Below are 12,703 nucleotides of genomic sequence, written 5' to 3' on the forward strand. Positions count from 1 at the left end.
CCGGAAATCGCAGCAACGGATCAAGCCCTCCGCTGCGTGGCACCTTTGTCCAGACGCGCTAGTCCCGACCCGCTCGGAGGACGTACGTGGCTCCACCCGTAGTGAAACGGCATACCCTCGCAACACTCAGCCGACTACTGGCCTTTGCGTTACTCACGTTCTTCGCATTACTCAGCCTGGCCGGAACGGCCGGGGCCCAGGAACCGACCAACTCCCCTGCACCGCCAACCTCGTCAGGACCGACAAAACCGGTTCCCGACAACGCCGTGCCCGTCAGCGGCAATCTCAACAACGGTGGCACTCGGCTCGAGGGCGTCACGGTGCGCGCGCTCGATTCCTCCGGCACCGAGGTCGCCACCGGCGAGTCGGCATCGAACGGCCGTTGGGAGTTGGCCGTGGCCCCGGGCACCTACACATTCGAGATCGTTGCGGACACCCTCCCCGACGGAGTGAGTGTGCAAGCCACTGTCGAACGCGAGGTGGTGGCCGGCCGCGCGAACACCGTGATCTTCTCGTTCGGCGAGGTTCGTACCGCCTCGAATGTCAGCTTCGGCGAGAAGCTCATCCGCACGACGGTCGACGGTCTGCGGTTCGGTCTCGTGATCGCGATCGCCGGTGTCGGTCTGAGTTTGATCTACGGCACGACCGGCCTGACGAACTTCGCGCACGGCGAGATGGTCACCCTCGGTGCCGTCGCAGCCTGGGTGATCAACACCTCGTTCGGCATTCCGCTGATTCCCGCCACCGTTCTCGCGATCTTCGTCGGTATCGGGATCGGACTGTTGACCAACGGAATCGTCTGGAAGCCCCTACGTAAACGCAAGACCGGGTTGATCGCACAACTGGTGGTCTCCATCGGTCTCGCGATTTCCCTGCGTTACCTGATCCTCATCTTCTTCTCCGATCGAGCAGAACCCTTCGACGACTACCAGGGGCAGGTCGAGAAGAACTGGGGCCCCATCGCTTTGACCGACGCCAACGCCGTAGTCATGATCGTCAGTCTGGTAGTCCTGGTCGGCGTCGCACTACTTCTGCAGAGGACTCGCATCGGAAAAGCCATGCGCGCCGTCTCCGACAACCGCGACCTCGCCGCTTCGTCCGGTATCAACGTCGAGCGCGTGATCATGTTCGTCTGGGGCCTCGGCGGCGGATTGGCTGCACTCGGCGGTGTGCTGTTCGGTATCTCCGAGCTCGGCGGACGCGTCCAGTGGGAGATGGGCTTCAAACTGTTGCTGCTGATGTTCGCCGGAATCACCCTCGGTGGTCTGGGAACGGCGTACGGGGCGCTACTCGGCTGCGTCATCGTCGGACTTCTGGTCCAACTCTCGACGCTCATCATCAACCCCGACCTCAAATACATCGGCGGACTTCTCGTCTTGATCGTGATCCTCGTGGTTCGCCCCCAGGGCATCCTCGGATCCAGACAAAGGATCGGGTGACGAACATGGACATCATGGGAGCTTTCCAGGTTTCCTTCGCCCAGTTGATCGGGCCGTCGGCAATCTTCTACGCACTGCTGGCAATCGGGCTGAACCTGCACTTCGGCTACGCCGGACTGCTCAACTTCGGTCAGATCGGTTTTGCCCTTCTCGGCGGCTACGGCGTCGGCATCATGACTGTGACCTACGACCAGCCGCTCTGGCTCGGCATCCTCGTCGGACTTACCGCAGCCGGCCTCCTCGCGCTCGTGCTCGGTATTCCGACGCTGCGTCTGCGCGCCGACTATCTCGCCATCGTCACCATTGCGGCTTCGGAGATCCTGCGTCTGATCTTCCGCTCGACCGCGTCGGATTCGGTCACCGGTTCCACCAACGGCCTGTTCGGTTTCGCAGATCCGTTCACCGCGCTGAGCCCATTCGACTCGGCCAAGCAGTACTCGTTTCTCGGCGTGAAGTTCTACGGAGACGATCTCTGGTCCATGGTCGTCGGCTGGACCCTGGTCCTGATCTTGTGCGGATTTGTCTACCTGTTGACGCACAGCCCGTGGGGGCGTGTCCTCAAGGCGGTTCGTGAAGACGAGGATGCGGCGCGATCGTTGGGCAAGAACGTCTTCGTGTACAAGATGCAGGCTCTGGTTCTCGGCGGCGTGATCGGTGGTCTGGCCGGTGTTTTCAACGCCCTCCAGACCAAGTCCATCAACCCGGACTTCTACTCGACCGCGCAGACGTTCTTTGCATTCGGCGCGCTGATTCTGGGCGGGGCGGCAACGGTTTTCGGCCCGGTAGTGGGCGCAATGTTGTTCTGGTTCCTCCTCGCGATTCCCGACGCTTTGTTGCGTCAGGCGATCTCCGGCGAAAATCCGCTGCTCTCGCTGACCGAACAACAGGTCGGAGCCACCCGGTACGTCTTGCTCGGATTGATGATCGCTCTTCTGATGGTCTTCAGACCGCAGGGAATACTGGGTAACAAGCGGGAGGTGCAACTCAATGCTTGACGCCGATACCAGAGCACAGATCTTTGCCGACGTTCCTCATCTTCCGGGATCGGCAAAACCCGACCCGGTACTGATCGCGGACAACGTCTCGCGCACGTTCGGTGGCCTCAAAGCCGTCGATGTCGACCACCTCGAAATTCAACGGGGGTGCATCACGGGTCTGATCGGCCCCAACGGCGCCGGGAAAACCACCCTCTTCAACCTCCTCACCGGTTTCGACCGGCCGGACACCGGTACGTGGTCGATGGACGGTCAATCGCTGGGCCGCATGTATCCCCACCAGGTAGCCAGGAAAGGAGTGGTACGGACGTTCCAGTTGACCAAGGCGCTGTCCAAACTCACGGTGCTGGACAACGTACGCCTGGGCGCCACCGGTCAACGAGGTGAACGCATCTTCGCCTCGCTCGTCCCGTGGATCTGGAAGAGCCAGGAACGCGAGATCACCGAGCGCGCCAACGAACTCCTCGCGCGTTTCAAACTCGACACGAAAGCTGACGACCTCGCCGGTTCCCTCTCCGGCGGACAGCGCAAACTGCTCGAAATGGCACGCGCACTCATGACCTCGCCCTCGGTGGTGATGCTCGACGAACCCATGGCAGGCGTCAATCCCGCACTGACGCAAAGCCTGCTCGGTCACATCAAGTCATTGCGCGACGACGGAATGACGGTCGTCTTCGTCGAGCACGACATGGACGTGATCCGAGACATCAGCGACTGGGTGGTGGTCATGGCACAGGGCAGCGTCATCGCCGAGTCCACTCCGGACGAACTCTCGTCCAACACAGCTGTCGTCGACGCGTATCTGGGCAGCCACCACGACCAAGCTCTCGAGTTCGACGACAACGGAAATCCGGTGGGCGAGACGGCCGTTCTGGCCGCCGCCCTGGCAGAAGCCGAGGTCGAAACCCTCGAGGCGGGCGGTGACCTCTCGGAACCAGACATCGACAACCTTCCGGCCGATCTCGCCGCGACACTGGAATCGAGTCCCGAGGAACCGCGCGGAAGGCACGAGAAGCCATGAGCGAGAACCAAGCACGTTCACTCACGCCCGCAGAGTTCGCCGCGACAGCGCAAGAGCATCAGCGACTGTCGGCAGGTGCCCTGCTCCGCGCCGACAGCCTCGTCGCCGGCTACATTCCCGGCGTCAACATCCTGCGTGAGTGCAACTTCTTCCTGAAGGAAGGCGAGATCGTCGGAATCATCGGACCGAACGGCGCAGGCAAGTCGACACTCCTGAAGTCACTGTTCGGTTTGATACCGGTTCGCGAAGGGTCGGTCACTCTTCGCGAGGACGACATCACGTCCGCGCCCGCTCACGTCCTCGTGCAGAAGGGAGTCGGGTACGTCCCCCAGACACAGAACGTCTTTCAGACTCTGACTATCGAAGAAAACCTCGAGATGGGAATTTATCTGCGACCCAAGGCATTCGCGGAGCGATTTGCCTTCGTGAGTGAATTGTTCCCACTCCTGAGTGAACGACGAAAGGTGAAGGCCGGCGCACTCTCGGGCGGCGAACGTCAGATGGTCGCGATGGGCCGGGCTTTGATGATGGATCCGTCGGTCCTGCTCCTCGACGAACCGTCCGCGGGCCTGTCCCCGATGTTCCAGGACGAGGTGTTCATCCGTTGCAAGAAGATCAATGCTGCGGGTGTCTCGGTCATCATGGTCGAGCAGAACGCGCGCCGCTGCCTTCAGATCTGCGATCGCGGCTACGTACTCGATCAGGGCAAGAACGCGTACACCGATACCGGCGCCAATCTGATGAACGACCCCAAGGTGATCGAGCTGTATCTGGGAACGCTCGCCGGGAGCAAAGAGAAGTAGGCACGACATGAGAGTGGGCCAGGGTCTCGCGACCCTGGCCCACTCTCATGTCGACTGCTTACTTGCCCACGACTTACTTGCCCACCACCACGAATCCTTCTGTGGTCAGCGTGTTCTCAGGGCCGAACTTGAGCTTTCCGTACGAACCGATGGACGGCTCGCCCGAATCGTTGAAGTCCAACTCACCGGTGATGCCGTCGTAGTCGATGTCGGTTCCCGCCTTCACCAACGGCAAGCACTCCACGTAGGACGTGCACTTGGTGCCACCTTCGGTGACGCTGTTGATGTTCGCCGCGATGTCCGTGCCCGCCGTCGACTTCGCCTGCTCGGCAGCAAGTGCCGAGATCACCACCGCGTCGTACGACTCTCCGGCGTAGTTGAAGTCGATCAGTGAGGGGTTGACCGCCTTCAGACGATCTTGGAAGGCAGCTCCGACATCCGTCAGCGGCGTCGTTCCCTGCATCGTGTCGAGCAACGGCTTCGCCACGGATTCTCCGAGCGCATTTCCCATGTTGCCGTCGACGCCGTACATCGCCATTCCGTCCGACGGTCCGATGCCCACCTCGTGCATTCGCGTGATGATCTTCGCCGACTCCTCGAAGCCCACCAATGCAACAGCATCCGGATTGAAGTTCTTGACCTGATCGACTTCGGAGTTGAACGACTGCGCGTTCGGGTCGTAGATGATCTTCTCGATCTGATCTGAGGGGACACCCGAATCGATCAGATTCTTTTCGATGTTGTCGGCCAGGCCCGTCCCGTACGGGTCGTTGAGAGCCATGATGGCTACGCGCTGACCACCGTCGTCCGAAATGAGCTGTGCGACGGCCTGAGCCTGCAGTACGTCCGTCGGAGCGGTGCGGAAGTACATGCCCTTGTCGGGATAGCAGACGAACTGGTCCGACGTGTTGGCAGGAGAGAACATCACGACGCCCGCGCTGGCGATCTTGTCGATCACCTTGAGCGAGACCGACGACGACGCGGCGCCGACGATCACCTGAGTGCCTGCCGCCAATTCGCGGTCGACGGTGGAGTTGGCGGTGTCCGTCGTGGTGTCACCCGAATCGCCAGGGATCAGTTGGACGGGTTGGCCGAGAACGCCTCCAGCGGCATTGACATCGTTGACGCCGAGCTGGGTGCCTGCAACCATCGGCGGCCCGAGGAACGACAAGCTGCCGGTGTCGGGAAGAAGCGTGCCGATGCGCAGCGCTTCCGTGGACGGGGTGGCGCCGGCCTTGGCCTGCTCTGGGGTGCAATCGGTCGTGACGGATGTCGTCGCGGCGGAAGCACCGGACGTAGAGCCACTCGAAGACGAGTCATCCGACTTGTCCGAGCTACAGCCTGCAAGTGCCAGTGATGCCGCGCCGAGAACTGCAGCAGTACGCACAAGTGTTCGTCTAGCCATCCCACGCTCCTAAGATCAGCCGGTGCTCGCGCCACCCGAACTGGCGCTCGCTGTGGGATCAGACGCTAGACCTTGGAACCGTTTCGCGATCCTTCAAGAAAGCCCTGTGACCTGACTGTTATCTGAAGGCGCACAGTGTTTACACGGCTGTAGCGCTGCGCGACGTTTCGACGGTCGACGCAGCAGCCGGACAACCCGGACACTTTGCTCAAGCGTCCGGTTCGCCGCCCAGAGTTTCGAGTACGACCTGTGCGACGGCCTTCATCGTGGAGCGCCGGTCCATCGCGGCGCGCTGAATCCACTTGAACGCCTCGGGTTCGGTGAGCGCTTGGCGAACCATCAGAACACTCTTGGCGCGCTCGATGAGCTTGCGCGCTTCCAGTCGGTCGGACAGATCGGCGACCTCACGCTCGAGCGCGGTCACCTCTCGGAAGCGACTGACCGCCAATTCGACCGCAGGCACCAAGTCACTGATGGAGAACGGCTTGACCAAGTAGGCCATTGCGCCGGCATCGCGTGCGCGCTCGACCAACTCGCGCTGACTGAACGCTGTGAGAATGACAACAGGAGCGATGCGCTTGGCGGCAATCTCCGACGCCGCGTCGATGCCGTCCCTCCTGGGCATCTTCACGTCCATGATGACCAGATCGGGCCTGAGTGACTCGGCCAACTCGACCGCCACCTGTCCGTCACCGGCCTCGCCGACGACGTCGTAGCCCTCTTCGCGGAGCATCTCGACCAGATCCATGCGGATCAACGCCTCGTCTTCAGCGACGACAACACGACGGGGTGCGAGCTGATTGCCTTGCGGCTGCGGCGAATTCATGGCCACCATCCTCCTCCATCGAACCGCCCCGACACGAGACGCGAACGATTAGAGGGTACCGGTGTTTGACATTGAAATCGCATCTTCTAATGTAGTCATCGCAACAAGCCCTCGTATCCCAATTGGCAGAGGAAACGGATTCAAAACCCGTCCAGTGTGAGTTCGAGTCTCACCGAGGGCACCACTGCAGCAGCCGGCCGTACCGCAAGGTTTCGGCATTCGGCTGTACCCCGGATCAACCGCCGCTAGGTTCGATCCATGAACGGTCGCCGGTTGATTGCTCTGCTCGGAACCATGTCTTGTCTCTGCCTGCTCACCGGATGTCAGACAGACGACGAATCCGACACTGCCGGCGGATCTTCCACCCAGGTCGTCTCTTCCACCCAGGTCGTCCTCGACGCTGCAACACGGACCGGCACCCTTCAGGTCGGCTCTCGCCCGATCGAGGCCGCGTCCACCGAGATCTCCACGCTTCCCTCATTGCCCAACGACACAGAGATCCCTTCACCGAATCCACCCGTCGACGTGACCGAGATCGACATGACCGATCACGAGGGTTTCACCCGCATCACCTATCGCTTCGACGGCAACGGACCGGTGTTCTGGAAAACCGAATACGTCAGTGAAGCAATCCGAGCGGGAGACAGCACAGTCGTAGATGTCGGTAGTCGATCGATACTTCAGGTCGATCTGATGGGAGTCCGGTCGGATCCGAGTCTTGTCTCGGCTCCCCTCGACGGCACAAACATCACCCGCATGGAGAGTGCCGGTACGAACGATACGATCCTGCAGTCGTTCGTCGGCACATTCCAGACCCGGCCGGCGTACACGGTGTCGACATCCGATTCCCCGTCCCTGCTGACTATCGACATCCCCGCAGCCGGCAACTGACCCTCGATACCCAATTACGCGCTCAGCTCAGCCATTCCAGCGCAGCTGTGGTCAACGCGGCGATTCCGTTGTCGAGGGTCGGCTGGATCACCGGGGCATACCGCGGTGAGTGGTTCGAAGCAATGTCCTCCCCGACGGTTCCCGCTGTTGCGGCCTTCAGATAAGCCTCGGGATCCGCACCGCCGAGGAGCCAGTACACCAGCGGCGCTCCGGCCGCGTCGGCGAGGATCCCGACGTCTTCACTCCCGGTGACCGGTCCAGGATCGATGACGCCGTGTTCCCCGAACACGCCCCTGAACGCAGCGCTCACACGATCGCAGGCCGCGCCGTCGTTGATCAGCACCGGAAACGACTCCTGTGCAATCAGTTCGGGCTCACGGACGGCGCCGGACGCCTGCGCCTCTGCGCGGACGATTCGGTGCACCGCGTCCAATACCCGGGTTCGGACGTCCGGTTCGACGGTCCGAATGCTCAAACCGAACTCCGCATGATCGGCGATGATGTTGTTCTTCGTACCTGCGTGAAACTGGCCCACTGTCAGTACACCTGTGTCACTGCCGGCAATCTCGCGGGAAACCACCGTCTGCAACCGCATCACTGCCGATGCCGCCATGACGATCGGATCGATCGTGGTCTCGGGCCGCGATCCGTGCCCGCCCCTCCCGAACATCCGCACCAGCATGCTGTCAGCCGCAGCGAATGCTGCCCCGGAATGCAACCCGACGATTCCCGCCGGTGCCGGTGCAACGTGTTGGCCGAGAACCACATCGGGTTTGGGAATGCGGTCGTACAACCCGTCGTCGACCATCGCCTGCGCGCCGGCGCCGAGTTCCTCTGCGGGCTGGAACACGACCTCGAGCGTGCCCGACCACGAGTCGACGGTTTCACTGAGGATCCGAGCGGCGCCGAGCAACGCAACAACGTGCATGTCGTGCCCGCACGCGTGCATGATCGGAACGTCGTTGCCCTCCTTGTCGGTTCCTCGTTCCGTGCTTGCATAATCGAGACCGGTGACTTCCTCGACCGGCAATGCGTCCATGTCCGCCCGAAGCAGAACGGTTGCGCTACTGCTCTTTCGGAGGCTACTGCTGTTTCGGAGAACGCCTACTACTCCGGTTCCGCCGACTCCGGAATGAACCTCGAAGCCGAGGTCTCGCAATCGATCCGCGACGATTCCGGCGGTCCGATGCTCCGCGAACGACAACTCGGGGTGCGCGTGCAGATCTTTGTACAGGTCTACGAGTGAAGTGCTGACATCACCGATTCGGTCCACCACGTTTGTCATGATTCTCACTGTATGCCCGAACCTCAGTCGCCCGAACTGCCGCGGCGAGAGTTTGTTCCAGCAGTACTGCAACCGTCATGGGGCCGACACCACCCGGCACCGGTGTGATTGCACCGGCGCGAGTGAGCGCGGCGCCGTACTCCACATCTCCGACGTTACCCGCGTTGTACCCCGCATCGATCACTACTGCCCCGGGCTTGATCCACGAACCTTTGACGAGTTCCGGCACGCCGACGGCAGCAATGACGACGTCCGCCGTACCGACGTGAGCGGCCAGGTCGACGGTTCGCGAATGGCAGTACGTCACGGTTGCGTCCCGACGCAGGAGGAGCATTCCCATCGGCAATCCGAGTATCGGGCTTCGGCCGACCACGACAGCATGCTTTCCGGAGAGTTCGACGCCTGTGGCGTCGAGCAGGCGCAGGATGCCACTCGGTGTACATGATTCGAATCCCCCACCGGTAAACGCCATTGCCGCGAACGCTGCCGAGGTAACGCCGTCAACGTCTTTGTCGGCCGAGATGGCATCGAACGCAGCCCGTTCGTCGAGGTGGCCTGGCACCGGGTGTTGCAGCAGTATGCCGTCGATCGAAGAGTCCGCCGACAACGCTCTCAGCACGTCGACTAGTTCTTCAGTCGTTGTACTCACCGGGAGTTCGACCGTCCGCGACGTCATTCCGACGACGACAGACCGTTTGGCCTTCATCTGTACATACGCCTTCGAGGCCGGGTCCGCTCCCACGATGACGGCGGCCAGGCAAGGAACGTGCCCGGTCTCATCACGAAACTTCCTCGTGCGCACTGACAGGTCCGCGAGCGCAGCATCGGCAATTGCGCGTCCGTCGATTATTCGAGCCACCACGTTCCGGTTGGGCAGATTTTCGGTAGACATGAATCCCCCTTCACACAAGATGTGTGAAGCACCCAGGCGGTCGATGCCTCGCGATGTGCACTCCCCGGTGGTAATTCCCACCCGCGCCAGTCGTGCGTGGGTCAGCGTACCGCGCGGTTGTTTCACCGCCACGAAACGCATCGAGAACGCCGCTCTCAAAACGAGACAAATCGACATAACCTATCAATAGGTAACGATCTGACCTGCAGTTATTCCATCCTTGGCAATTAGATGGCACGATGGGGGCAACCGCACGGGCACCAAGCATTGGAGGCACCGATGGACAACGGCAAGATAAACCTGACCTATGACGGTCGGGTGTCACTGAGCTTCCAACTGGCGATTCCGCACGCACCGGACAAAGTCTGGAAAGTGATAACGGAACGCGAGTACCTCGACGCCTGGTTCCCGGCGGACGTCGATTTCGATCTCACTCCCGGCGCAGATCTGCTGTTCAAGGTGACGCCGGAACAAGTCGAGCGTTTCGGACTACCCGCAGATCACGTGACACGTGGCACGGTCATCAGCGTCCACCCACACCGAATTCTCGAATTCCTCTGGGACGCAGACACTCTGCATTGGGAGCTGGCTCCGGACGGCACCGGCGGCTGTTGGCTGACCCTCACCCACACGATGGAAGACGAAGAGTCCGCGTACGCCCATGCCGCGGGCTGGCACGCGGGCTTGGAAGTTGTTGCGGCCCAACTCGATGGACGCGAAGTCGACTGGTCTCCGTGGGACCGCGCCGACGAACTCTCACCGCAGTATCGCAAGTCGGCCTGAACCTGGGCCCGAGCACATTCTCGGGCCCGCTTCTCACTCCCCCTTCCGCGGGAAGTGCCTGATCATTCCTTCTTGAACCACTGTTGCCAACAGCAGGCCTTCCACCGAGAAATACCGTCCGGTCGCCAAACCACGCGAACCTGCAGCGACGGGCGATTCGGTCGCGTACAGGACCCAATCGCTGAATCGGAACGGACGGTGGAACCAGATCGAGTGGTTGACCGTCGCCGCGACGATACGATCATGACCCCAGGACAATCCATGAGTGGTCAGAATCGAATCGAGCACAGTGGTGTCCGACGAATATGCAAGCGTAGCAGCGTGTACGAGTGAATCATCCGGAAGATCACCGTCGGGGCGCATCCACACCCGATTGTGGTTGAGTTTCTCACCGGTGCCTTTGAGTATCCACGCCGGATCGTTGGCGTACCTCATGTCGATCGGCTTGAGCGCCGCACTGAAATGCGGCAGTTTCTCCTCGTACCCGACCAGATGATCACCGATCGGCGGCAGTGACTCCGGAAGTGGAACATCCGGAATCTCGACGGCATGGTCGAGCCCCTTGCCGGAGTCCTGGAACGCCGCAAGCATCACGAACAATTCGTTCTCACCCTGATAGGCCGTCACCTGACGGTTGGCGAAAGCACGCCCGTCACGATGACGCTCCACCCGATACTCGATGGGCGCCTTGACATCTCCACCCCGAATGAAATGCGCGTTGACGGCATGGATGGGGCGCTCACCGTCGACGGTCCGTCCGGCGGCCATCAGTGCCTGAGACACCAACTGACCGCCGAACGTCCGCGAACCTACTTGCTCGGGGTGGTGTCCACGGAACGCGTCGTCACCGATCTGCTCCAGATCCAACAGACCGAGGAGAGTACCGAGGTCGGTGGACGCATTCGCGTGGGTCACTCAGTGGTCCTCTTCGCCGATGCGGTGGACGTGAATGAGGTTGGTGGAGCCGACGGTTCCCGGAGGGGACCCGGCAACGATGACCACGAGGTCGCCCTTGACGTACCGCCCGAGGGAGAGCAAAGCATTGTCTACCTGACGCACCATCTCGTCGGTGGTGGCCACCGCATCGACCAGGAACGTCTCGGTTCCCCACGTCAGCGTCAGCTGACTGCGTACTGCGGGCAACGGTGTGAAGGCGAGCAGCGGCAGCGGAGTGTGCAGGCGAGCCAGTCGTCGCACCGTGTCACCGGACTGTGTGAATGCAACCAATGCCTTGGCGTCCAGACGTTCGCCGATGTCACGTGCTGCGTAGGAGATGACACCGCGCTTGGTGCGCGGGACGTGAGTCAGGGGTGGGACGCGGGTCGATTCGTTCTCGACGGCTTCGACGATGCGGGCCATGGTGCGAACGGTTTCCATGACGTACTTGCCCACTGATGTCTCGCCCGAGAGCATGACTGCATCCGCGCCGTCGAGGACGGCGTTGGCAACGTCGGATGCCTCTGCTCGGGTGGGACGCGAGTTCTCGATCATCGACTCGAGCATCTGCGTGGCGACGATGACCGGCTTCGCGTTCTCACGAGCAATCTGGATTGCGCGCTTCTGGACGAGCGGGACCTGCTCGAGCGGCAACTCGACGCCGAGGTCACCGCGGGCGACCATGACGGCGTCGAATGCAAGCACGATGGCTTCGAGATTGTCGATGGCCTCGGGCTTCTCGAGCTTCGCTATGACGGGAACGCGGCGCCCGACTCGATCCATGATGGCGTGAACCAATTCGACGTCCGCGGGTGAGCGAACGAAGGAGAGTGCAATGAAGTCGACGCCCAGCTTGAGGGCGAACTCGAGGTCGGCGATGTCCTTGCCCGACAGGGCAGGAACGGAGACGTTCATGCCGGGCAGCGAAAGGCCTTTGTTGTTGCTGACCGGACCGCCTTCGGTGACCCGACAGACGACGTCGTTACCGTCGATGGAAGTGACGACCAGGCCGACCTTTCCGTCGTCGACCAGCAGTCGGTCGCCGGCCTTGGCGTCGCGCGCCAATTCCTTGTACGTGGTCCCGACGCGATCGTGTGTTCCCTCGACGTCATCGACGGTGATTCGAACCTCTTCACCGTTGGCCCAGGTGGTCCGCTCGTCCTTGAATCGGCCGAGGCGAATCTTGGGCCCCTGGAGGTCGGCGAGAACACCGACGGCCTTTCCGGTGGCGTCCGACGCGGCGCGGACGCGAATGTAGTTTTCTTCGTGATCGGCATGCTCGCCGTGGCTGAAGTTGAGGCGAGCCACGTCCATGCCGCTCTCCACGAGCTCACGGATGCGGTCGCCAGAAGCTGTCGCAGGTCCAAGTGTGCATACAATTTTTGTCCGTCGGTTCACGGCTCGAGCCTAGTCGCTACCCCACCGCA

The 12,703-nt window shown here is 61.7% G+C and carries 12 protein-coding genes and 1 tRNA gene; 7 read left to right on the forward strand and 6 right to left on the reverse strand.

Features of this window, described 5'->3' with window-relative positions; translation table 11 throughout:
• Positions 1–137 precede the first annotated feature (137 nt).
• From ACFT1A_RS28675 to ACFT1A_RS28690, 4 genes are read left to right on the forward strand one after another with little or no spacing between them, the layout of a single operon-like run.
• Positions 138–1,439, forward strand: a complete 1,302-nt coding sequence (locus tag ACFT1A_RS28675; protein ID WP_378449805.1) for a branched-chain amino acid ABC transporter permease — start codon at positions 138–140, stop codon at positions 1,437–1,439.
• Between the two features lie 5 nt (positions 1,440–1,444).
• Positions 1,445–2,434, forward strand: a complete 990-nt coding sequence (locus ACFT1A_RS28680) for a branched-chain amino acid ABC transporter permease (protein WP_003944088.1) — start codon at positions 1,445–1,447, stop codon at positions 2,432–2,434.
• Positions 2,427–3,455, forward strand: a complete 1,029-nt coding sequence (locus tag ACFT1A_RS28685) for an ABC transporter ATP-binding protein (protein WP_378449767.1) — start codon at positions 2,427–2,429, stop codon at positions 3,453–3,455. Before ACFT1A_RS28680 ends, ACFT1A_RS28685 begins: the two co-directional genes overlap by 8 nt.
• Positions 3,452–4,258 carry an ABC transporter ATP-binding protein gene (locus ACFT1A_RS28690; RefSeq protein ID WP_378449768.1) on the forward strand — a complete coding sequence of 269 codons (807 nt, stop codon included), beginning with the start codon at positions 3,452–3,454 and terminating at the stop codon, positions 4,256–4,258. Before ACFT1A_RS28685 ends, ACFT1A_RS28690 begins: the two co-directional genes overlap by 4 nt.
• A 73-nt stretch (positions 4,259–4,331) precedes the next feature.
• On the opposite strand, the gene ACFT1A_RS28695 is transcribed toward ACFT1A_RS28690, so the two are convergent.
• Entirely contained in the window at positions 4,332–5,663 is a 1,332-nt protein-coding gene (locus ACFT1A_RS28695) for an ABC transporter substrate-binding protein (protein WP_317828956.1), read from the reverse strand.
• Positions 5,664–5,871: 208 nt separating this feature from the next.
• A complete protein-coding gene (locus ACFT1A_RS28700; RefSeq protein WP_095973349.1) occupies positions 5,872–6,498 on the reverse strand; it encodes an ANTAR domain-containing response regulator in 627 nt (208 codons plus the stop codon).
• Between the two features lie 98 nt (positions 6,499–6,596).
• Between ACFT1A_RS28700 and ACFT1A_RS28705 the strand changes: the two genes are divergently transcribed.
• Together ACFT1A_RS28705 and ACFT1A_RS28710 are read left to right on the forward strand one after the other, a co-directional pair.
• A tRNA-Leu gene (locus ACFT1A_RS28705) sits at positions 6,597–6,673 on the forward strand.
• A gap of 74 nt (positions 6,674–6,747) precedes the next feature.
• On the forward strand, positions 6,748–7,380 hold the full coding sequence (locus ACFT1A_RS28710; protein ID WP_378449769.1) for a hypothetical protein: 633 nt from the start codon (positions 6,748–6,750) through the stop codon (positions 7,378–7,380).
• A gap of 22 nt (positions 7,381–7,402) precedes the next feature.
• Here the strand turns inward: ACFT1A_RS28710 and ACFT1A_RS28715 are convergent, their stop codons facing one another.
• On the reverse strand, positions 7,403–8,665 hold the full coding sequence (locus ACFT1A_RS28715; RefSeq protein WP_378449770.1) for an amidohydrolase: 1,263 nt from the start codon (positions 8,663–8,665) through the stop codon (positions 7,403–7,405).
• Complete coding sequence (locus tag ACFT1A_RS28720; protein ID WP_378449771.1) at positions 8,637–9,557, reverse strand: bifunctional 5,10-methylenetetrahydrofolate dehydrogenase/5,10-methenyltetrahydrofolate cyclohydrolase; 921 nt, start codon at positions 9,555–9,557, stop codon at positions 8,637–8,639. Before ACFT1A_RS28720 ends, ACFT1A_RS28715 begins: the two co-directional genes overlap by 29 nt.
• 279 nt (positions 9,558–9,836) lie before the next feature.
• Between ACFT1A_RS28720 and ACFT1A_RS28725 the strand changes: the two genes are divergently transcribed.
• Positions 9,837–10,340: an SRPBCC domain-containing protein gene (locus ACFT1A_RS28725; RefSeq protein ID WP_042923025.1), complete on the forward strand. Its 504-nt coding sequence runs from the start codon at positions 9,837–9,839 to the stop codon at positions 10,338–10,340.
• A gap of 33 nt (positions 10,341–10,373) precedes the next feature.
• Here ACFT1A_RS28725 and ACFT1A_RS28730 read toward each other — a convergent pair whose 3' ends face one another.
• Positions 10,374–11,255: an acyl-CoA thioesterase II gene (locus ACFT1A_RS28730; RefSeq protein WP_230813279.1), complete on the reverse strand. Its 882-nt coding sequence runs from the start codon at positions 11,253–11,255 to the stop codon at positions 10,374–10,376.
• Complete coding sequence (gene pyk, locus ACFT1A_RS28735; RefSeq protein WP_214890328.1) at positions 11,256–12,674, reverse strand: pyruvate kinase; 1,419 nt, start codon at positions 12,672–12,674, stop codon at positions 11,256–11,258.
• Positions 12,675–12,703: the final 29 nt, after the last annotated feature.

This window comes from Rhodococcus sp. NPDC057135, from assembly GCF_042670865.1.
Lineage (GTDB): Bacteria > Actinomycetota > Actinomycetes > Mycobacteriales > Mycobacteriaceae > Rhodococcus_F.

Coding starts and splice junctions, on each gene's coding strand:
- ACFT1A_RS28685 (WP_378449767.1), top strand. CDS start 2,427: ATGCTTGACGCCGATACCAGAGCACAGATCTTTGCCGACGTTCCTCAT.
- ACFT1A_RS28715 (WP_378449770.1), bottom strand. CDS start 8,665: ATGACAAACGTGGTGGACCGAATCGGTGATGTCAGCACTTCACTCGTA.
- ACFT1A_RS28680 (WP_003944088.1), top strand. CDS start 1,445: ATGGACATCATGGGAGCTTTCCAGGTTTCCTTCGCCCAGTTGATCGGG.
- ACFT1A_RS28720 (WP_378449771.1), bottom strand. CDS start 9,557: ATGTCTACCGAAAATCTGCCCAACCGGAACGTGGTGGCTCGAATAATC.
- ACFT1A_RS28700 (WP_095973349.1), bottom strand. CDS start 6,498: ATGGTGGCCATGAATTCGCCGCAGCCGCAAGGCAATCAGCTCGCACCC.
- ACFT1A_RS28690 (WP_378449768.1), top strand. CDS start 3,452: ATGAGCGAGAACCAAGCACGTTCACTCACGCCCGCAGAGTTCGCCGCG.
- ACFT1A_RS28725 (WP_042923025.1), top strand. CDS start 9,837: ATGGACAACGGCAAGATAAACCTGACCTATGACGGTCGGGTGTCACTG.
- ACFT1A_RS28710 (WP_378449769.1), top strand. CDS start 6,748: ATGAACGGTCGCCGGTTGATTGCTCTGCTCGGAACCATGTCTTGTCTC.
- ACFT1A_RS28695 (WP_317828956.1), bottom strand. CDS start 5,663: ATGGCTAGACGAACACTTGTGCGTACTGCTGCAGTTCTCGGCGCGGCA.